Here is a 19284-nt window from a genome sequence, read left to right on the forward strand (position 1 = left end):
CTGCCCAGCAGCTCAACGGGCACGGCATCCCGGTTCGCATCGCGCGCAACGCGGCGCCGGCCGCCCTCGTCGCTGATCCCCCCGGCCCGATCGTCGCCGACGTGACCGGGATACACCGCCACACCGCGCCCCGCTGGGTCGCCTACGTCCGACGCGACTGGGTCGAGTATGTCGCCGCACGCGCCGAGGACCTCACCAGCCGCAGATCACAGCGCTCATGAGATCGGTTTGGTGAAGCTTGCGGGCAGAGGCGTTGGCATCGGATCTGCGCGCGGGCAGATATGAAGCGAACGAGCAGGTCAACGGGGAGTCAGGAGGCCGTCCACCAGGGCGCGGAGCCCGTCCAGGTAGGTGTCCTCGGCGGTCAGCGGTGCCCAGTGGTCCGCGACCTGTGCCAAGCGGGGTAGCTCGTTCGGGTCGAGAGCGGCGAAGATTTGCTCCCGGTAGGTCGCACGGTCGTCGTCTGCGCGCCGTCGGGCCGCTGTCGTCCGGACCACGATCTCTCCGGCGGTGTAGTACCAGATCGCGCGGTACCCGTGTACGGCCTGCTCGGGGGGCAGGCCGCATGCGATCAAGCCGTCGACGATCTGCTCGACGAACCACAGGGCGGATGTGGACATCAGGTCGTCGGCGGTCAGCACCTCCACGATCCAGGGGCAGGCGGCGAGCGCCTCGTGGATCGCAGCGGCGGCGACGACGATCCGCTCGCGGGGTCGGGCCGGCAGTTCGGGTCGGTGCAGCGTCCGCGCGGCGTAGTCGTCCAGCAGCAGGACGAGCAGTTCTTCCTTGTTTCGGACGTGGTGGTAGAGCGCCATCGGCGTACTGCCGATCTCCGTGGCCAGCCGCCGCATGGTCAGCCGGTCCACGCCTTCCTCAGTCACGATCCGGCGGGCCGTTCCGATGACCTCCTCGCGGGAGATGCGGGGAGGTCGGCCCGGGGTTTTGCGTGGTGCGGATGGTTGCGGCATGCCCTCATCATCCCCCAGGTGTCGACAGCGGCGATCCTCTGAGGCTACTTTCTATACATGTATAAAAACTCACGGGGGCGACCCCGACTGGTGCTGGCGGCGGCGGCCGTCGCCCAGTTCGTCTTCGCCTTGGACATGTCGGTGGTCAACGTCGCATTGCCCGCCATCCGCACCGCGTTGGGATTCGCGCCGCTCGACCTGTCGTGGATCGTGCACGCCTACGCGCTCACATTCGGCGGACTGCTGTTACTGGGCGGCCGCGCTTGTGACCTGTTCGGTCATCGTCGGGTGTTCGTGGTGGGCCTGGCCGTCTTCGGGCTGTGCTCGCTGGCGGGCGGGCTGGCCCAGGCGCCCTGGCAACTGATCGCCGCCCGTGCCGGTCAGGGGCTGGGTGCTGCCACGGCCGCCCCAGCCGCGCTGGGCATGCTCACCACCACCTTCTCCGAGGGCCCTCGGCGTGTTCGGGCGCTCGGGGTGTGGAGCGCGGTGAACGCCGCAGGAGGAGCGCTGGGAGTACTGGCGGGTGGTCTGCTGACCGAGTACGCGGGTTGGCGCTGGGTGATGCTGGTCAACCTGCCCATCGTGGCAGCGGCTCTCGCGCTGGTTCCGGCAGGAGTGCTGGCCGGAGCACAGCCCGACCGGCGCGAGAGGCTGGACGTGCTCGGCACCGTCCTGGCGACCGGCGGAATCGGGCTGCTGGTGTTCGGCGTCGTCCGCACCGACGCCCGAGGATGGGGATCCACGGCCACCGTGGCGACCTTCGCCGCCGCGGCCGCGCTCCTGGCCGCCTTCGTCCTCGCCGAATCCAGGGCCCCCGCGCCGCTGCTGCGCCTCGGCCTGCTGCGCAGTCGCTGGGTGGCCGGCGCCAACGTGCTGGTGTTCTTGGCCGCGGCCGGGCAGTTCGCGGCGTTCTACTTCGTGTCCCTGTACATGCAGCAGGTCCTGGGCATGGGTGCCGCAGCGACCGGCGCCGCGTTCCTGCCGTTCTCCGTGTGCCTGGTCGCGGGCACCGTCATCGCGACCCGCGTCACCGCGGCACGCACCCCCCGAGCCGCCCTGGTACCCGGCGCTCTGCTGGCCGCTACGGGCCTGATCTGGTTCGCCTTCATCAGCCCCGGCGGCGGCTTCCTCACCGACGTGCTCGGCCCCTGCATCATCACCGGCGTCGGCGTCGGACTGGTCCTGGCCCCGGTCGCCGCCGCCGCGACCACCGGCGTCGCCTCCCGCGAGGCCGGCATGGCCTCCGGCCTTTTCAACAGCTCCCGCCAACTCGGCGGCTGCGTCGGCCTGGCCGCCCTGGCCACCATCGCCGCATACCGCACCGGCACGGCCACCGACCCCGCCGCGCTCAATGACGGCTATGCCCTGGTCCTGGCCGTCGCCGCCGTCCTCTTCGTGCTCGCGGCGGTCGTGGCGATCGGTGTACTGCCCGGCCGCCGCGCCAACACACCTGCCCCGCAACCCGCCACCCCCGCAGAGAACCGACTGGAAGGAACACCGTCATGACGACGACACCCATCTCCTCCATCGACCTGTTCGCCTCGGCGCTGCATATCCACCCCGACGGCGATGTCCAAGCCGGCGAACGGCGGATGACGAGCAGCGACTTCGGCGCCTGGCAGATCGCGACGTTCCACGTGGAGACGGACGCGGACGTTCACGCTGACCACTGGGAGATGCACCCGGAGGCCGAGGAGGCGGTGTGCTGCCTGACCGGTGGCGTCCGCCTCTACTTCCGTCCCACCAGGCCCGGCGGCGCCGAGGACATGGTGCAGCTGCACGCAGGCACCGCTGTGATCGTCCCCCGCGGCCGCTGGCACCGCCTGGAACTGGACGCCCCCAGCGACCTGATGTCGATCACCCTTCGCCACGGCACCCGCCTCGAAAAGCGCACTGACACTCGCTGACTGCAGTGGGGCCCGGCCGGCTCTGGCCGCCCGCGCCTACCTGACCGTCCTGCGGGTCCAGCAGCTCGAAAAGGGGACGGACCGGCTCGAACGCCAGAGTCGATCCCACTCACCGCCCCCGAGATCCGCCGGCTGATCACCTACCTCGCCCGGCCTGCCCGCTGGAGCACCACCCCCATCTTGCACTGGTCCCACTGGTCCCACTGGCGCCGCCGACGCCAACACCAGACCCGGACCAGCCACTACAAAAGGCGAGGCCACAGCCCAAGAGCCGAAGCCTCGTCACGGTAAGCACAGTCGCCGTACCAGGCGCCGAGGTCACCGGGCCCCGCGCGGTCCGCCCTGACGCCGCGTACGCCCTCGCGGGCCGGGCGGACCTCGGTGCTCACTCTCCCGTCCGGCACCGCCCGGTCATGGGCCGCTCTCCGTGGGCAGGGCCTGCTCGAAGCGCAGGTAGCGGTCGACCGACCGGGCGAGGACCTCGTTGCCGCCGACGGTGACGACGCGGTCCCACCAGGCGCCGTAGATCCGGTCGAAGGGGTAGCCGGCGAGCAGTTCGCCGGCGGCGCGGACGGCGTCGGGGCGCTCGGGGACGTGGTTGGCGTAGCTGTACATGATGCTGACCCAGCGGGGGTCGGGGCCGACGTTGACGATGTCGCCGGTGAACAGTGCGCCCTGGCCGGCGTTCCAGTGCATGACCGTGCTGCCCGGGAAGTGGACGCCCGGGTTGATCAGCGTCAGCTCGTCGTTCAGCCGGTGGGTCCGCCCGCTCCAGAAGTGCAGGGCGGGGTCGGGGCGGCCGACCCAGCGGCGGTCCGCCTCGTGCAGGTACACGGGGGCGTCGAAGGCGTGCGCCCAGTCGACCATGGCGGAGTAGAAGTGCGGGTGGCTGATGGCGATCGCGGTGATGCCGCCGAGCTCCCGTACCTCACGGACCACCGCGTCGTCGAGGTAGGGCACGCAGTCCCACAGCACGTTGCCGGCGGCCGTTCGCAGCAGCAGGGCGCGCTGGCCGATGGCGAACTCGGGCGTGCAGCCGATGCCGAGGACGTCCGGGCCCTGTTCCTCGAAGCGGCCCCGGTGACCGTCGGCGCGCAACTCGGCGAGGCTGGTCCACTGCTGGCCGTCGCGTCCGACGTACTGGCGCTCGTCCAGGCAGACCGGGCAGTCGGGGCGCGGGACGGCGTACTGGGTGCCGCAGGTGCGGCAGACGGGCAGCGTCGTACCGGCGAGGTCAGCCACGGTCGCCTCCGGTCAGCTCGGTCAGGACGTACGGGCGGCTGGGCCGCCAGCCGAGTTCGGCGACGGCGCGCTGCCCGGACACCACCTGGTTCAGGCCGAGGGCCTCGGCGAACGGGCCGCCCACGGCCTCGACGGCCTGCTCCAGCGGCCAGGGCTCGGCCCGGCCGCTGCCGCCCGCGGCGATGTCGGCGGCCGCGGCCAGCGCCGCGACCGGCACCGCCTCGTGCGCCACCCCGTGCAGCACGCTGCCCGCATCGGCCTTGGTCACCGCCAGCACGAAGAGTTCGGCGAGGTCGTCCACGTGGACCATCGGCCAGCGGGTCGCCGCCGAGCCGACGTACCGGCCGGTGCCGTGCTCGCGCGCCCAGTCGGTCATCAGGCCGGGAATGCCGCCGCCGCGGCCGTACACAATGCCGGGTCGCACGACGACGGCTCGCACGTCGTCCCCGCCGGTGGCCAGCGCCCGCTGCTCGATCCGCGGTCGGTAGCCGACGATGGCGATGGCGTTCGTCGGCGCGTCCTCGTCGACCGGCGCATCACCGGTGGCGCCGAGCACCCAGACGCCGCTGGTGTACACGAAGGCCCGTCCGGAGCCGCGCAGCCGCTCGGTCAGCGCGTCCACGGCCGCCGCGTCCACCGTCTCGTCGCCGGTCGGCGTGGCGAGGTTGACCACGGCGTCGATGTCATCGGTGACGGCGGCCCGCAGCGAGGCCGGGTCGGCCAGGTCGCCCACCAGCCCCGGCGCCCCGGCCGGCAGCCGGTCCGCGTCCTTCACGAGGTGGACCACCTGGTGGCCCTCCGCTGTGAGCCGCCGCACCACGGCCGACCCGATGTAACCGGTCGAACCCAGCACGAGTACCTTCACGTCCAATTCCTTTCGCTCTTCGGCTGGTTGGAGCGGTGCTTCCCGCCTCACCAGCGGCAACAGAATCTAGTCGAGCCCGGTCGGCGACGGTCGCCGCAGCGTGCAGGATGATTCGACTCCGCGTGCAGAGCCGGGGCCGAGTGCGCGGTGCCGGTACTCGCCGGGGGTGAGGCCGTAGGCCTGGCGGAAGGCGCGGCCGAAGACGGTGGCGTTGGAGAAGCCCCAGCGGGCGGCGATCGCCTGGACGGGCAGCGCGCGCAGCTCCGGCCGGGCGAGGTCGGCGCGGCAGCGCTCGAGGCGGCGGGTCCGGATGAGGGCGGCGACGCCCCCCGGCTCGTCCCGGAACAGCGCGTAGAGGCCGCGCAGCGAGATGTTGTGGTGGTCGGCGACCGTCCGGGGGGTGAGTTCGGGGTCGCCCAGGTTGCGTTCGATGAAGACCTTGGCGCGTTCCAGGAGGGCACGGGCGCGGATCTCGGGTGGCGTGGCCCCGATGGTGCCGAGCTGCTCGGCCAGGTAGGCCGTGGCCAGGTCGAGGGCGACCCGGCCGAGGGCCGGGAGTTCCTCGCCCCGGCAGTCCTGGCCGTTGTCCCGAAGGCTCGTCAGGAAGTCGGCCAGGACCGCGCCGAGGCCGGTCAGGGGAAGCCGACGGGCGACGAGGTGGTCGGCGCGCCCGGCGCGCAGGGGCAGTTCCGATCGCGGGATCTGAAGGATGATCGCCCGGGTCGGTCCGCCCTCGCGGTCGGTGTCGCACTCCAACGGGGCGGAGGTGTTGGTGACGATGAAGCCGTCGACGACCGGACCGGAGTCGCGGCCGAGCTGGCACGCCTTCATCGCGTTCCCCTGGACCAGGGCGAGTTGGTACTGCTCGGGGTCGCCGCGCCGGATGTGCGCCGGGGCGCGGCGCGACCAGAGGGGCGAGAACTCGAACGTCGACACCGTGAGCGCGCCCAGCTCGACCGTCCCGACGCCGGCGTGGAAGTCACCCGCCCGATCGGTGTTGATCGCCACAGGTATCAGGTCCGTGGACACCGTCTCGGTGAACCAGGCGAACCTGTCGGCCACCGGCACCCCTCGGCCGGACACGTGTGTCCACATCCCGTCCCCCGATCCCGCAGACTGTTGACGACTCATCCGAAGTGGTGCACGGGTGCCGGGGGCCTTTCCCGGCCGACCGTGTCGCACAGCAGCTCCGCGGCCACCATCGCCCCGTCGGTGCGGATCGTGGCCGCCACAGCGGCCGCCCGGGCGCGGACGCCGGGGGTGAGGGCCGTCTCGAGCGCGGCCGACAGGGACTCGTGGGTCGGGGTCGGTCCGTCGTGCGCTGCGCCGATGCCCAGCTCGGCCACCCGGTTCGCCCAGTACGGCTGGTCCGCCATCTGCGGCACCACCACCTGCGGCGCGCCGGCCCGGGCAGCCGCCGTCGTGGTGCCCGCGCCCCCGTGGTGCACGACGACGGCGACCCGGGCGAAGAGTGCCTGCTGGTTGACCTCGCCGACGGCGAAGCAGTCCCCCCGGTCGTCGGTCAGCGCCAGGCCGGCCCAGCCGCGGGAGAGCAGCACGCGGCGGCCCTGCCCGCGGACCGCTGCGACGGCGGCCCGGGCGGCGTCCTGCGCGTCGCGGACGGGCATGCTCCCGAAGCCCACGTACACCGGTGGTGTGCCGGCGTCCAGGAACGCCTCCAGAGCGGCCGGGAGCGGGCGGTCGTCCTGCCGGATCCACGCGCCGGTCTGCACCACGTCGAGGTCCGCCGGCCGCGGCCACGGGCTCAGGGTCGGGTCCGCCGCCAGCCACGGGCGGCCGGTGAGGACGTGCTCCCGGACGTCGTCCACCGGCGGCAGGCCGATCGACGCCCGGTGGGTGTTGATCCCCTCGCCGAACAGCGCGTTCATGTCCTCGCGGTTCAGCTCCCACAGCACCCGGTTGTCGGTCACCTCCGGCGGGAGCGGCCGGCCCGGCCACGCGAGCGGCGGGTGGTGCGGTGAGGGCAGGTAGGTCGGGAAGCAGGCGACGAACACGTAGGGGACGGCCAGCTTCTCGGCCACCGCCCGCGCGGCGGCCGCCGCCGGGATCAGGCCGGTCGCCACCACGGCGTCGCAGCCGCCGGCCACCGCGGTGACCGAGTCGTACGTCTCGGCGACCATCCGGGCCGCGCGCTCGGTCAGGCTCGCCGCCGGCGCCTTCGCCGACCCGGTCACCGCCCGGGTCGCCATCTCGCGCAGCGACCGGCCGAGCGGCGTCAGCGGGAGGCCGACGCCCTCCAGCAGCTCCGCGAAGTCCGGCGGCGCGCACACCTGTACCTGCGCGCCGCGCGCTCGCAGAGCCGCCCCGAGTCCGAGCATCGGCTCCACGTCCCCGCGCGAACCGTACGCCACCGACAACACCCGCATGTTCAGGACTTCCTTCGCTCTCCGTGGATCCCGGCCCCGGCCGACGCGGCCGGGGTCTTGCCGTAGCCGAGGGACTCGACGATCAAACCGTCCCGTACCAGCACGAGACTGACGCCGCGGACCGAGTCGGCCGGTCCGTCGCCGAAGCGGTACCGCCAGCGGACCGTCGCCCGCTCACCGGTGATGACGACGGCCTCCGGCTCGAACCGGCCCGCGCGGTCCTCGGCCAGCGACCGGCAGAACTCCAGGCACTCGGCGCGCCCTTCATAGCGGGACCCGTCGGGTGCCGGCTCCCTCGCCTCCATCACGCAGTCGTCGGCGATCAGCTCGGCGAGTGACGAGGCGTCATGGTCGAGGAAGGCGCGGTTGAAGCGGTGCACGACCTCGGCCGTGGTACGGAACATCGTGCCGCAACCCCTCAGGAGCAGAACGGTCGGTCTGTCACCGGTTTGCCTGCCGGGGTGGGAATCGCGTGTTCCGCGGCGCGGCTGACCTGCTCCCACGCCGCCCAGGTGGCCATGCGGGTGCGGGCGATGTCGAACGCGAGGTCGTAGACCATGCTCCCGAGCAGCAGGCGCAGCGGCGGCTCGTCGCTGTCGACCAGCTTGAGCAGCGCGGCTGCGGCGAGCTTCGGGTCGCTGTCGACCGAGCCTTCGGCGAACTGCGCGGCCAACTGCTCCCGCAGCGGCGCGTACGCCTCCAACGGGCTGGTGCTGTGCATGGCGGTGTAGAGGTCGGTCCAGTAGCCGCCGGGCTGGAGGATGCTCACCTTGGCCCCGAAGGCGGCAGCCTCCATGGCGAGTGCTTCGCTGAGGCCTTCCAGGGCGAACTTGCTGGCGCTGTAGAGGCCGGTGCTGGGGAAGCCGCCCAGGGCGGCGATGCTGGAGACCTGCACGAGGTGGCCGGAGCCCTGCTCGCGCAGGACCGGCATGACGGCCTGGCAGACCCACAGCGCGCCGAAGAAGTTGACGTCCAGTTGGGCGCGCGCCTCGGCCTCGGTGAACTCCTCGACCATGCCCATCGACAGCATGCCGGCGTTGTTGACGACGATGTCGAGCCGGCCGAAGTGGCCGACCGCCTCGGCGACGGCGGCGAACACCGCGTCGCGGTCGGTCACGTCGACCCCTAGGGGCAGCACCCGCGCGGGGTGAGCGGCCGCGAGTTCCTCCAGCGGGGCCACGGTGCGGGCGGCAACCGCGACCCGGTCGCCGGCCGTCAGCGCCGCCTCGGCGAAGGCGCGGCCGAGGCCCCGGCTGGCGCCGGTGATGAACCAGACGCGGCTGGTGGTTTCGGCTGGGGCGTGCATGTGCGGTACTCCTGTCCGATGACGTGGTGTCGCTGTCGATCTTCCGACTCCCCGCCGCGCCCATCAACGTCGAAGATCAGTAAGATCCGATAACTCAGGCTTATGACGGGGGTCGGCAACACGTGGAAGTGCGCGACATCGAGATCTTCCTGACGCTGGCCGAGGAACTGCACTTCGGCAGGGCAGCCGCCCGGCTGCACCTCACGCAGGCGCGCGTCAGTCAGGTGATCGGCCGTCAGGAGCGTCAACTGGGCGGCCTGTTGTTCGACCGCTCCAACCGCCGCCAGATCCGCCTGACCCCGCTCGGCCGGCAGCTGCGTGCCGACCTCCGGCCCGTCTACGCGAACCTGCGCGACAGCCTCGAACGCGCCCGACTGGCCACCCGCGGCAAGACCGCACGCCTGCGCGTCGGCATGATGCCGTTCAACGTGCCCGACGTGTACCCCTACTGGGAGACCTTCCGCTCCCGCCACCCCCAGTGGGAACTGCAGCTGCGCCGAGCACCCTACGTCGACCCGTTCGCCCGGCTGCGCGAGGGGGACATGGACGTCTTCCTCACCTGGCTGCCGGTGGACGAACCCGACCTCACCGTCGGCCCGATCCTCTTCCGCGATCCCCGCGTCCTGGCCGTCGCCGCCGGCCACGAACTCGCCGAACGACACTCCGTCCCTTTCGAGGCCCTGGGCGACTTCGCCCATGCCATGCCACCCGACATGCCCGACTACTGGGAAGACGGCTACCTGTCGTTCCACACCACCCGGGGGAAGCCGATCGAGCGAATCGAACAGGTCACCAACGCCGACGAGCTGATCCACCTCGTCGGCACCGGCGAGATCGTCCACCCCTTCCCCTCGCACGTCACCCGCTACTGGTCCATGTCCCACGTGCGCTTCGTCCCCGTCCCCGAGATGGGGACGATTCCCTACGCCCTGGTGTGGCGCAGCGACGCCGAGAACGAGCTCATCCGGGCCCTCGCCCAGACCGTCCGCGACCTCGGTGTCCTGAACTTCTGACCCGCGCGAGCACCCGGTCGCTACGGCGTGCTGGTGAAGGAGCGACGGTAGGAGCGGGGCGGGACTCCCCGGCGCCGTACGAACTGTTCGCGCAGCACGGCCGCGCTCGCGTAACCGACCCGGCGGGCGATCTCCTCGATGGGCAGATCGGTGGTTTCCAGGAGTTCCTCGGCTCTGCTCAGTCGCAGGCTCCGCAGCCAGGCGTGCGGGGTGGTGCCGGTTGCGGCGGTGAAGCGGCGGGCGAAGGAGCGCTTGCTCATCAAGGCGCGACCGGCCAGTTCGCTGACGGGCAGCGGCTCGTGGAGGTGCTCGCGGGCCCAGCCGAGGACCTCGGCGAGCCGCTCGTCCCGGCCGTCCTCGGGGACGGGCGCGGCCAGGTACTGGGCCTGTCCGCCGTCGCGGTGGGAGGGCAGCACCATGTCGCGGGCGACGGCGTTGGCCATCGCGGCGCCGTGCTCCCGCCTCATCAGGTGGAGGCACAGGTCGAAGCCCGCGGCGGCGCCCGCCCCGGTGACGATGCTCCCCTCGTCGATGTAGAGCGCGTCGGGTTCCACGGTGACCTCCGGGTGGCAGTCGGCGAGCAGTTCGGCGAACCGCCAGTGCGTGGTCGCCCGCCGGCCGTCCAGCAGTCCGGCAGCGGCGAGCGTGAACGTGCCGACGCAGTGGGCAGCGACCACGGCCCCGCGCACGTGCGCGGCCCTCAGCGCGTCGAGGACGGCAGGGGCGGGCGGTGTGCGGAACCCGGCCCCGGGCAGGGCGATGAGCAGATCGGCGTCGGCGAGCCGGTCCAGTCCGTGCGCGACGGAGAGCGGTACGCCACAGTCCGTGGGCACCGGTCCGGTCCGGTCGGCGCAGAGGGCGAAGTCGAAACTCGGCAGCGCCGCTCCGTGCGGGCCGAACACCTCGGTGACGATGCCGACGGCGAGCATGCCGACGCCGGCAGGGACGTACGCGGCGACGGTCTTGAAAGGTGGCATGCGGCAGTGTGGCACACGGTGGCACGAATCCTGCGATCAGCGGCAGCAGTGCCACTCGTGAACCGCCGTGGCCCTCGGCAGGATTGAGGCCATGACAGACGCACCGCTCGGCCGCAGCGCCGTGTACGAGGTCCTGACCACCGGCTACGTGGGCTCCACCGGCCCCGGAGTCGCCGCCACCGTCTCCTACGTCTCCGACGCCGGACGGCACGTGGTCTTCGACCCGGGCATGGTGGCGAGCCACGACCACATCCTCGCCCCGCTCGCGGAACTGGGCCTCGGCCCCGACGACATCACCGACGTGGTGCTCAGCCACCACCACCCGGACAACACCATGAACGTGGGCCTCTTCCGTCGTGCCCGGGTGCACGACCACAAGGTGGAGTACCTGGACGACCAGTGGACCAACCGGGACGCGGAGGGCTACGAACTCACGCCGTCGCTGCGGCTGATCCGCACCCCGGGCCACAGCCCCGAGGACATCACGCTGCTGGCGGGTACGGACTCGGGCGTGGTGGCCTTCGCCGGCGACCTGTGGTGGCATGCGAACGGCCCGGCGGACGACCCGGTGGCCCCGGACCGCGAGGTCCTGCGCGCCTCCCGCCTGCGGGTGCTGGCCGCGGCGGACCTGATCGTTCCCGGCCACGGTGCCCCGTTCAAGGCCGACGACACCACTCCGCGCTGACCCGTTCCGTCCCTTGCGGAACGCCTTCGCAGTCGATCACGTGACGGGTGATCTCCTTCGGCGTGATACGTCGTCACCGCCGACCGGACGCCTGCCCGGGGGCTCGGGCGAGGCGGGTACGAGCGCCCGCGGGATGGGTGCGGCCGCGCCTGCTGACGGCGGGTCGGGTGGGCCGCCGGTCCGGCCGCTCGGCGCCCTCCCGCTCCCGCACGCCCAGCGCGGCCCTCAACGCCCGGACGGCCAGCAGCAGCGCGACGGCGGCGAGTTCCGCGGGCTCGGCGAATGATCGATGCAGTTGCCGAGGTGCCCGTTGTCCCTGCGCCCGCGTTCCGGTGAGCAAGGTCCGCCTCTGACTGCGCAGATCGCGCGGGCGAGCAACCCGGACGGTACGACGGCGATATGGGTGTGCGACCGGCTGGACGGGTTGTGGCGTGACGAGGACTTCACCGACTGGTACCCGCGCGACGGGCGCCCCGGCCTCTCGCCCGCCCAGCTGGCCACCGTCTGTGTGCTGCAGTTCGTGCTCGGTCTGTCGGACCGGCAGGCCGCCGAGGCGGTGCGCTGCCGCATCGACTTCAAGTACGCCATGGCCATGGAGCTGGACGACCCCGGCTTCCACCACAGCGTGCTGGCCGACTTCCGTGAACGTCTCGACGAAGGCGACCGCGCCGACCGCCTCCTCGACCTTGCCCTGGCTCGCCTGAAGGAGGCCGGCCTGGTGCGCGAGCGCACCACGCAGCGCACCGACTCCACCCATGTCCTGGCCGCGGTGCGCGACCTGACCCGCCTGGAACTGATCACGGAGGAGGTCCGTGCCGCATTGGAAGAAGTCGCCGGTGCCGCCCCTCACCTGCTGGACGACCTGGTCGATGAGGACTGGGGACGCCGCTACGGCCGCCCGGTCCGCCTGGGCAAGAACCCCACCAAGCCCAAGACCAGGATCATCGCCACCGGCAACGACGCCATCCGGCTCCTGGAACACCTCCGACAGCACGGAGCGGACCGGGCGTTCGGCCCCCACGTCCAGGCCCTGCGCCAGATCATGGTGCAGAACTACCATCGCGACGCCGCAGGACACCTGCGCTGGCGTACCGCTGAGAAGGAAGACGGACCCGGGCTGCCGCCCTCGTCCCAGGCGATCGTCTCTCCCTACGACACTTCGGCCCGCTACGCACGGCATGGGCACATCATCAGATGGAAGGGGTTCTCCGCGCACCTGACCGAGACCTGTGCTCCCGACGGCCCCAACGTGATCACGGACGTGGCCACCACCGCGGCCACCACGCACGACAGCCAGGTTCTGCCCGGCATCCACATCCCGCCTCGCGCTTCGCGGGCTGCTGCCCGCCGAGCACCTGGTCGACGCCGGCTACACCTTCCTGCCCCACCTGGAACAAGCCACCCGTGAACACCAGGTCACCGTCTCCGGGCCACTCCGAACCAACCCCACTCGCCAGCACCGCCAAAACGAGGGCTTCGCCCGGGACGACTTCCATATCGACTATGACCGCCAGCAGGTCACCTGCCCCCAGGGCCAGGTCAGCCAGGGCTGGCACGGCCCCTACCCGACCTCCTCACCCACCGCAGCCCCGCTGATCGTGGCCCGGTTCACCAAGAGCCAGTGCCGACCGTGTCCGGTCCGTGCCCAGTGCACCACCACCCGCGATAACGCACGCACCGTGGGCTTTCCTCCGCGAGAACTCCGCGCCTTGCAACTCCGCCTCCGCACCGAACAGCAGACGCCCGAGTGGAAGACCCGCTATGCGGTCCGCTCCGGAGTCGAGGGAACCGTCAACGAGTTCGCCCACGGACACGGCATGCGCCGGTGCCGCTACCGAGGACAGGGAAAGGCCCATATCCAGCACGTCCTGACCGCCATCGCCGTCAACATCGAACGTCTCAGCGGACTACCGCCGACCGAGGAACCTACGTCCCGTCGGCCGACCGCCTTCCAGAACTACCTCGACCAGCGCGAGATACCCCGGCCGAAGTCCTGGCGAACCCTCGGCACTTGACATCGGCAACTCAAGATTCCCGACAGAGTCAAGCTAGGGCCTGTTGTGAAAGTGGATCGTCTGTCAGACCTGTCTGGGAAGCTCCGGGCATGGAGATGACAGTGCAGCTGACGATCGACTGCTCCGATCCGCAGAGAATGGTGGCGTTCTGGGCCCAGGCCCTGGGCTATGTGCCCGAGCCCGCGCCGGATGGGCACGCCACGTGGCGCGCCTACTGGGAGGCGATGGGGGTGCCCGCGGAGGAGTTGCCGACCGGGGCCGGCGACATTCCGGAGTCGATCGTCGATCCGGCCGGTCGCGGACCGCGCGTGTGGTTCCAGCAGGTTCCGGAGCCGAAGACCGCCAAGAACCGGTGGCACTTCGACCTGAAGGTCGGTGGCGGCCGTGACGTCCCGCTGGACGTCCGCGCGCGGCGGGTCAGGGCCGCGGTGGACCAGCTGGTCGAGGCCGGTGCCACTGTGCTGACGATCAAGGACGAGCCGGACATGGGGCTCTACGCCGCGGCCATGCAGGACCCCGAGGGCAACGAGTTCGACGTCGTCTGAAGGCCGTTGCGATGGTGCTGGTCACAGCCACTCGTTCACGGCCGCGACCAGCACGGTCGCCTCGTAGTGGACGGCGAGCTTGTCGTAGCGCGTGGCGACAGCGCGGTTTCTCTTGAGGCAGTTGATGCCGCATTCGACCGCGTGGCGTTCGCGGTAGTCGGCCGGGTCTAAGCGCGGCGGCCGGCCGCCGAGGGAGCCGAGCTTCTGGCGGTTGCGTGCCTGGCCGGCCTTGTCCGGGATGGTGCAGTGGATCCCGCGGCGGCGCAGGTAGGCGCGGTTCCTGCGGGAGGCGTACGTCTTGTCGGCCCGCACGCGATTGGGGCGGACGCGTGACCGGCCGGGCCCGATGCGGGGCACGCGGATCTTCTCCAGCACGGGTTCGAACTGCGGCGAGTCCTCGCGTTGTCCTGCGGTCACCACGATTGACATGGGCTTCTGGCCCTGCTCGACAGCCGAGTGCAGCTTGGTGGTGAACCCGCCGTGCGAGCGTCCCAGCCGGTTGGCGCCCACCAGGATCGCGCCGCGTAGATCGGTGCGACGCAAATCGACTGCCAGCTTCTCGTCTGCTCTCTCGGGCCGACGACCAAGCACAGGGAGTGCGGCTTGGAGGTCGTCTGTTGGGTGTCGGTCGCCTGGTCCTGGCTCGGGTTCGCTGACCGCGTCGACGGGGGCGCTCTGTCTGATGAACGCAGACAACACCTGAACGACCGTGTCGTAATCCTTCTCGGAGTCGCGCATGATGCGTTCGAGCGCGTAGATGCCGCCGAGCCGCTCAGTGGGCTGGCGGAAGCCAGGAGTTTGATCGCCTCCAGGTAGCGGTCCGTCACCTGACCCTCACGCGTCAGCTCGGCCTGTTCCCGGTCCTTCTGCCGGGGGTGCTCAAACAGGGCTTCGGTCTGCTTGTGGCCCTTGTGGGTGTAGTAAAGGCCTAGCGTGGCTACGGCGCCGGGCACCGAGGGCGACGAGCATGGTGCGAAAGCCCGCGATGACGACGCCGTCGGCCGGCCGGAGGTTTGTGCTGCGGAGATGGTTGCCGTCGAACCACCACGGCCCCTTCCACAGGAGCAGGCGTACCCAGTGACCATCAGGGCAAGGACCACCGCGACGCGATCCGTTTCGTCGTCCGCCTCATGATGGCAGCATGGCTTCACATGCCCCGACCAACCGCAGAACAGCGCATTTCCGAGCGAAGGTTGAGGTTTACCGAAGGGCCGTCAACCGTGCCGATTCGGCCGGAGGGGGATGACGTTGGGCGGCGGCAGTTGCAGCTGCTGGCGCAGTGCTTCGTTTTCGGCAGTGAGCTGACTGAGTGCACGGACGAGAGCGGGGAGACGCGGACCGCGACAAGGCCACCGTCGCGGGGGAGCCGCGCACGTCTCCGCCGCAGGCTCGACTGAGCTAGCCGCGCTCGGGTTCGCTATGGATGGTCAATGCTCCGGCGAGGTCGAGGTCGGCGACAGTGCCGTGTGCCCCGGCGCGGACGAGCAGTACTGCGCCGAGCGCGGTGCTCCAGAACGTCCTGGCCTCCACGCTGAGCGGTCGACGGGTCCGCCAGCCGCGACTGTCGATGAGCTGGCTCACGAAGCGCTCGGATTGCCGGAACAGCAACTGGAGGTGCCGGTCGACCACGGGGGCGAGTTCGGGCTTGGAGATACCGGCGGCGAGTGCTCGCGCGACCGATGGGAGCGAGGGCATGGCCAGTACGGCGCGGGCGATGTTGCGTCGAAATGCCGCCGCATCGGGGGCTTGGTGACCGATGCGCTCAATCCGTCGGGCGTCGTGCAGCAAGCCGAGAAAGGCGGCGTGCACGAGCAGCGAGTCCTTGGAGCCGAAGTAGTAGGTGACCTGATTGGGAAAGACACCTGCCGCGTTCGCGATCTCCGCGACGCTCACCTCGGCGCCGGGCCGCTCCTTGCAGAGCCGTGCAGTTGCCTCAATCAGCCGGCGCCTCGTCGCGCGACCGCGGTCACGCGACCGAGCCGACGCTGAACGAGCTTCGGTTCGCTTCTTCTCCACACCAAAATTGTATGTGATACAACAAGGCTGGTTCGCTTGTATCGCATACAAGAAAGGTCCAAGGACATGCACCGGACTGAAGTCGTCGTGACCGGACTCGGCGCGATCACGCCACTGGGTGGAGACGCGGAGTCCACCTGGGACGCCCTGCTTGCCGGCAAGTCCGGCATCCGCGGCGGCGTCCTGCCCGGCCACGAGGACGCCGGCCTTCCCGACATCGTCGCGGGGACGATGGCGATCGACCCCGCCGAATCGCTGCTGCCGGTGCAGGCCAGGCGGCTCGACCGCTCACAGCAGGCAGCCTTCACCGCGGCGGCCGAAGCCTGGGCCGATGCCGGTGCCCCGCGGGTGGACCCGGACCGGCTCGCATCAGCGATCGGCACGGGCATCGGGGGCGTAGGGACGCTGCTGAAGGAAGACGACGTACTGGAGGCGGCCGGGACACGGCGCGTCTCGCCACGCACGGTCCCGATGCTCATGCCCAATGCGGCGGCGGCGCTGATCAGTATCGAATACGGTGCGCGGGCCGGGGTCTACACGCCCGTCTCGGCGTGCTCTTCCGGTGCCGAGGCGATCGCCCTGGGGGCCAGGCTCATCCGTGCCGGAGAGGCGGACGTGGTCATCGCGGGTGGAACCGAGGCCGCGATCACCCCGATCACCGTCGCCGGCTTCGCCCAGGCACAAGCACTGTCGCGCCACACCGCCGAACCCGCCTCAGCCTCCCGGCCGTTTGCCGCGGACCGCAGCGGATTCGTCCTCAGTGAGGGCGCGGCTGTCATAGTGCTCGAAAGTGCCGAACACGCCAGCGCCCGAGGCGCGCGTGTCCACGCGGTACTCGCGGGCGCCGGCATCGCCGCCGACGCTCACCACATCACGGCGCCCGCTCCCGACGGCTCCGGTCAGATCTCGGCCATGCGGAAGGCCCTCGCGCAAGCCGGCTTGGCTCCCGAGCAGATCAGCCACATCAACGCCCACGCCACCGGAACTCGGGCCGGCGACGTCGCCGAGGCGCACGCGATCGGAGAGGTCTTCGGCCGCGCCACCGTGACAGCCCCCAAGGCGGCGCTCGGTCATCTCTTTGGCGCCGCCGGCGCAATCGAGGCGCTCATCGCCGTCCTCAGTGTGAAGCACGGCGCCATCCCGCCGACCCGCAATCTCACCGCGGCCGGCGTCGGCCCCGACATCGACCTCGATGTCGTCGCAGAGCGACGAGACATCCCCCAGGAAGCCGTGCTCAGCAACTCCTTCGGCTTCGGTGGGCAGAACGTCTCACTCATCGTCACCGGCGCACGGCACCACGCGTCCCGTACGGTGTCGACCACACCATGACCCACACGAACGCACCATTGTCCGTGGAGGGTCGCCGCCGATTGATCGAGCGTTGCAAGACTCGTCCGATCGCGCATGCCGCCGCCGAGATGGGGATTTCCCGAGCAACGGCGTCGAAGTGGGTGAACCGGTACCGGCGACACGGTGAACTCGGGTTGGTTGATCGAAGCTCGACGCCGCATCGTCAGCCGAGTGCGACACCGGTCGACGTGGCCACACGCATTGAGGAGATGCGGCGTGCCCACAAGTGAGCCTCCGCCAACTTGAAGTCGCAGGTCAAAGGGCTGGTGTGACCGGTTCTCGGGGTGCTCACGAGGGTCGTCCGCGGCTGTCTGCGGAGTAGAGCAAGCGGCGGGCAGACCCGCAGCGAGGCATCGGCGGACGATGTTCCGGGCCAGCTCGCCCTTGGTGGCAAAGCCCCGCTCGTCAGGGATCTTCGCCGCCCGGCAGCGGTCGCGGTCGGAGGTCCAGGCTTTCGGCAGGTAGAGGTCCCGGTCGACCAGGGCCCGACCCGAGCCGGTGGCGTAGGCGGCGAACACCCCGATCTGACAGTTGTCGATCTTTCCCGAGGTTCCGGTTCTGCCGGCCCACCCCGGCCGACGTGGTGCCCTTCTTGATGAACCCGGTGTCGTCGATGATCAGTACCCCGCCCGGACCGAGACGCTCACCGACATAAGCACGGACATCGGCACGCAGGGCATCCGCGTCCCAGACGCTGCTGTTCAACAGCCGCTGAAAGCCGTCCGGAGTGCGGTGGCCTGCCCATTCCGCAAGCTGGCAGCCGTTCTTCCTTGCCGCTTGGCCCAGCAGACCGCGGACATGATCCCGCATCCGCCACCGCAGATCCGCCCGACCGAACCGACTCGCCACCCGCTCGAATACCCACTCCAACTCCGCAGCCCAGCAACCGACTTCAGTCACCCCCTCCATGCCAAGACAACGACAACTGCCTGCTCAAGACACGAACCGCTGCTGGAGTACTAAGCGGTGTCGGCGCCGACGTCACCAGCGGTGGGCGCGAGGCAGGATGGGTGGGTGGGCGTCTGTGGTGGAGTTCGGTGACGGCGTTGGTCGATCAGGGTGCGCGTGGCCAGGTCAGCACGAATTCGGCCGGGGGAGTTCCGCTGTCCAGCCCGGCCGTAGACGAGGACAGCATGCCGTGAGGCCCGCCCCACTCAGGAGGCGAGCCCCATTCACGCGCCCGGAGGGCAGCTCAGCACTGACGCAGACCCGGCGCCGGGTCGACAGACGTGTACACGTCCACGGCCGGCACATTCCCCCACTGTCCGTTGTCAAGCTTCGTCCAGTACCAGATGTTGTTCCCGCCGCCATGGGGGTCACCGGGACCCCAGCACGCGAACCAGCTGAACGACGAGTTCAGCGGCCCCCGCACCGCCGAACCGTACGAGCGGTGCTCATACCCCTTCGCACCAACGCGGTTGCCGCACCACAGCTTGCCGTCAGAGCGGACCCCGCACTCGGCAGCGGCCTGACCGGCGGGCTTCGCCGACGCCGGACCAGCGGCGGTGAGCAGCCCCGTGGCCAGCGCGGCGGTGGCCAGGACGACGGAGAGCTTCCTGCGTACGATCATGAGTCCTCCTCGAAAACAACGCCTGAGATCTACCGAAGGCAAGCCGACGGAGACAGCCCGTCAGCCCACTACTGGTGCAGGCCCGCCCCGGGCAGGGCACAGCTCTGCGGCACGGCCGCTGAGCCGACCCCGACCCACGCAGACCGCTCTCGCCCCGGGATCACCGACAGAGCCGTCGGCACTTCGAGACTGAGCCGCGCCACCACCAGCTGTCGAGAACCCTCCTGTTGCCCACTCCAGTAGGAACCGGGAAACCCCCAGGGAAACCCCCGCGCCCCCACTCCGGCCCAGCTGTGGCGCAGCGGGCCGAAGGCTGCCAGTCGGCTATCGCCGGATCGGTAGCAGTGGGGGTGGGGGAGTGCTGCGGGCAGCGCTGGACGTTGACCCTCAGCAGGCTGCAACACGGTGAACGTCTCCACCTACACCGGCTCAGCCTCG

The 19284-nt window shown here is 70.7% G+C and carries 19 protein-coding genes and 2 pseudogenes; 9 read left to right on the top strand and 12 right to left on the bottom strand.

What is annotated here, in order from left to right; genetic code table 11:
- Positions 1–299 precede the first annotated feature (299 nt).
- Positions 300–968, bottom strand: coding sequence for a TetR/AcrR family transcriptional regulator (locus ACZ7DL_RS36110; RefSeq protein ID WP_470780883.1), 669 nt, complete (start codon positions 966–968; stop codon positions 300–302).
- A gap of 57 nt (positions 969–1025) precedes the next feature.
- Here ACZ7DL_RS36110 and ACZ7DL_RS36115 point away from each other — a divergent pair, with 57 nt between their 5' ends.
- Both ACZ7DL_RS36115 and ACZ7DL_RS36120 read left to right on the top strand, forming a co-directional pair.
- Positions 1026–2474 carry an MFS transporter gene (locus tag ACZ7DL_RS36115; protein ID WP_470780885.1) on the top strand — a complete coding sequence of 483 codons (1449 nt, stop codon included), beginning with the start codon at positions 1026–1028 and terminating at the stop codon, positions 2472–2474.
- The gene (locus ACZ7DL_RS36120) at positions 2471–2875 is read left to right on the top strand and encodes a cupin (protein WP_470780886.1); all 405 of its coding nucleotides are present in this window, start codon (positions 2471–2473) and stop codon (positions 2873–2875) included. Before ACZ7DL_RS36115 ends, ACZ7DL_RS36120 begins: the two co-directional genes overlap by 4 nt.
- 411 nt (positions 2876–3286) lie before the next feature.
- On the opposite strand, the gene ACZ7DL_RS36125 is transcribed toward ACZ7DL_RS36120, so the two are convergent.
- From ACZ7DL_RS36125 to ACZ7DL_RS36150, 6 genes are all read right to left on the bottom strand, one after another.
- Positions 3287–4117: an MBL fold metallo-hydrolase gene (locus ACZ7DL_RS36125; protein WP_470780888.1), complete on the bottom strand. Its 831-nt coding sequence runs from the start codon at positions 4115–4117 to the stop codon at positions 3287–3289.
- Positions 4110–4982 (bottom strand): NAD-dependent epimerase/dehydratase family protein, encoded by an 873-nt coding sequence (locus tag ACZ7DL_RS36130; protein WP_470780890.1) that lies wholly within the window; start codon positions 4980–4982, stop codon positions 4110–4112. The genes ACZ7DL_RS36125 and ACZ7DL_RS36130 overlap by 8 nt, the downstream gene beginning before the upstream one ends.
- 66 nt (positions 4983–5048) lie before the next feature.
- Entirely contained in the window at positions 5049–6044 is a 996-nt protein-coding gene (locus ACZ7DL_RS36135; protein ID WP_470780891.1) for a helix-turn-helix domain-containing protein, read from the bottom strand.
- 65 nt (positions 6045–6109) lie between these two features.
- Positions 6110–7369: a glycosyltransferase gene (locus ACZ7DL_RS36140; RefSeq protein WP_470780893.1), complete on the bottom strand. Its 1260-nt coding sequence runs from the start codon at positions 7367–7369 to the stop codon at positions 6110–6112.
- 2 nt (positions 7370–7371) lie between these two features.
- Positions 7372–7773, bottom strand: a complete 402-nt coding sequence (locus ACZ7DL_RS36145) for a nuclear transport factor 2 family protein (RefSeq protein WP_470780894.1) — start codon at positions 7771–7773, stop codon at positions 7372–7374.
- 14 nt (positions 7774–7787) lie between these two features.
- Complete coding sequence (locus ACZ7DL_RS36150; protein ID WP_470780896.1) at positions 7788–8675, bottom strand: SDR family NAD(P)-dependent oxidoreductase; 888 nt, start codon at positions 8673–8675, stop codon at positions 7788–7790.
- Positions 8676–8803: 128 nt separating this feature from the next.
- Between ACZ7DL_RS36150 and ACZ7DL_RS36155 the strand changes: the two genes are divergently transcribed.
- Entirely contained in the window at positions 8804–9688 is an 885-nt protein-coding gene (locus ACZ7DL_RS36155) for a LysR family transcriptional regulator (RefSeq protein WP_470780899.1), read from the top strand.
- Positions 9689–9708: 20 nt separating this feature from the next.
- On the opposite strand, the gene ACZ7DL_RS36160 is transcribed toward ACZ7DL_RS36155, so the two are convergent.
- Positions 9709–10665, bottom strand: a complete 957-nt coding sequence (locus ACZ7DL_RS36160) for a GlxA family transcriptional regulator (protein ID WP_470780900.1) — start codon at positions 10663–10665, stop codon at positions 9709–9711.
- A 91-nt stretch (positions 10666–10756) separates the two neighbouring features.
- On the opposite strand from ACZ7DL_RS36160, the gene ACZ7DL_RS36165 reads away from it, so the two are divergent.
- The 4 genes from ACZ7DL_RS36165 (at position 10757) to ACZ7DL_RS36180 (ending at position 13910) form a co-directional block, all read left to right on the top strand.
- Entirely contained in the window at positions 10757–11350 is a 594-nt protein-coding gene (locus tag ACZ7DL_RS36165) for an MBL fold metallo-hydrolase (RefSeq protein WP_470780902.1), read from the top strand.
- A gap of 310 nt (positions 11351–11660) precedes the next feature.
- Entirely contained in the window at positions 11661–12758 is a 1098-nt protein-coding gene (locus tag ACZ7DL_RS36170) for a transposase (RefSeq protein ID WP_470780903.1), read from the top strand.
- Between the two features lie 88 nt (positions 12759–12846).
- Positions 12847–13365, top strand: a complete 519-nt coding sequence (locus ACZ7DL_RS36175; RefSeq protein ID WP_470780944.1) for a transposase — start codon at positions 12847–12849, stop codon at positions 13363–13365.
- Positions 13366–13454: 89 nt separating this feature from the next.
- Positions 13455–13910: a VOC family protein gene (locus tag ACZ7DL_RS36180; RefSeq protein WP_470780905.1), complete on the top strand. Its 456-nt coding sequence runs from the start codon at positions 13455–13457 to the stop codon at positions 13908–13910.
- Positions 13911–13931: 21 nt separating this feature from the next.
- Here ACZ7DL_RS36180 and ACZ7DL_RS36185 read toward each other — a convergent pair whose 3' ends face one another.
- A complete protein-coding gene (locus tag ACZ7DL_RS36185; RefSeq protein WP_470780907.1) occupies positions 13932–14648 on the bottom strand; it encodes an IS5 family transposase in 717 nt (238 codons plus the stop codon).
- A gap of 660 nt (positions 14649–15308) precedes the next feature.
- The gene (locus ACZ7DL_RS36190) at positions 15309–15926 is read right to left on the bottom strand and encodes a TetR/AcrR family transcriptional regulator (RefSeq protein ID WP_470780909.1); all 618 of its coding nucleotides are present in this window, start codon (positions 15924–15926) and stop codon (positions 15309–15311) included.
- Between the two features lie 66 nt (positions 15927–15992).
- On the opposite strand from ACZ7DL_RS36190, the gene ACZ7DL_RS36195 reads away from it, so the two are divergent.
- Positions 15993–17255 (top strand): beta-ketoacyl-[acyl-carrier-protein] synthase family protein, encoded by a 1263-nt coding sequence (locus tag ACZ7DL_RS36195; protein WP_470780911.1) that lies wholly within the window; start codon positions 15993–15995, stop codon positions 17253–17255.
- Positions 17252–17503 (top strand): annotated as a pseudogene (locus ACZ7DL_RS36200) (helix-turn-helix domain-containing protein); the annotation flags it as partial. The gene ACZ7DL_RS36195 and the pseudogene ACZ7DL_RS36200, both read left to right, overlap by 4 nt.
- A 78-nt stretch (positions 17504–17581) precedes the next feature.
- On the opposite strand, the pseudogene ACZ7DL_RS36205 reads toward ACZ7DL_RS36200, so the two are convergent.
- Both ACZ7DL_RS36205 and ACZ7DL_RS36210 read right to left on the bottom strand, forming a co-directional pair.
- Positions 17582–18185, bottom strand: a pseudogene (locus ACZ7DL_RS36205) (IS701 family transposase); the annotation flags it as partial.
- Between the two features lie 283 nt (positions 18186–18468).
- Positions 18469–18846, bottom strand: a complete 378-nt coding sequence (locus ACZ7DL_RS36210) for a hypothetical protein (RefSeq protein WP_470780913.1) — start codon at positions 18844–18846, stop codon at positions 18469–18471.
- Between the last annotated feature and the right edge of the window lie 438 nt (positions 18847–19284).

This window comes from Streptomyces sp. NPDC036984 (genome assembly GCF_055607665.1).

Bases quoted from the DNA above. Each gene is read 5' to 3' on its own strand.
- ACZ7DL_RS36180 (WP_470780905.1), top strand. From the start codon at position 13,455: ATGGAGATGACAGTGCAGCTGACGATCGACTGCTCCGATCCGCAGAGA.
- ACZ7DL_RS36150 (WP_470780896.1), bottom strand. From the start codon at position 8,675: ATGCACGCCCCAGCCGAAACCACCAGCCGCGTCTGGTTCATCACCGGC.
- ACZ7DL_RS36115 (WP_470780885.1), top strand. From the start codon at position 1,026: ATGTATAAAAACTCACGGGGGCGACCCCGACTGGTGCTGGCGGCGGCG.
- ACZ7DL_RS36110 (WP_470780883.1), bottom strand. From the start codon at position 968: ATGCCGCAACCATCCGCACCACGCAAAACCCCGGGCCGACCTCCCCGC.
- ACZ7DL_RS36145 (WP_470780894.1), bottom strand. From the start codon at position 7,773: ATGTTCCGTACCACGGCCGAGGTCGTGCACCGCTTCAACCGCGCCTTC.
- ACZ7DL_RS36165 (WP_470780902.1), top strand. From the start codon at position 10,757: ATGACAGACGCACCGCTCGGCCGCAGCGCCGTGTACGAGGTCCTGACC.
- ACZ7DL_RS36120 (WP_470780886.1), top strand. From the start codon at position 2,471: ATGACGACGACACCCATCTCCTCCATCGACCTGTTCGCCTCGGCGCTG.
- ACZ7DL_RS36185 (WP_470780907.1), bottom strand. From the start codon at position 14,648: ATGCGCGACTCCGAGAAGGATTACGACACGGTCGTTCAGGTGTTGTCT.
- ACZ7DL_RS36210 (WP_470780913.1), bottom strand. From the start codon at position 18,846: ATGATCGTACGCAGGAAGCTCTCCGTCGTCCTGGCCACCGCCGCGCTG.
- ACZ7DL_RS36140 (WP_470780893.1), bottom strand. From the start codon at position 7,369: ATGCGGGTGTTGTCGGTGGCGTACGGTTCGCGCGGGGACGTGGAGCCG.
- ACZ7DL_RS36195 (WP_470780911.1), top strand. From the start codon at position 15,993: ATGCACCGGACTGAAGTCGTCGTGACCGGACTCGGCGCGATCACGCCA.
- ACZ7DL_RS36160 (WP_470780900.1), bottom strand. From the start codon at position 10,665: ATGCCACCTTTCAAGACCGTCGCCGCGTACGTCCCTGCCGGCGTCGGC.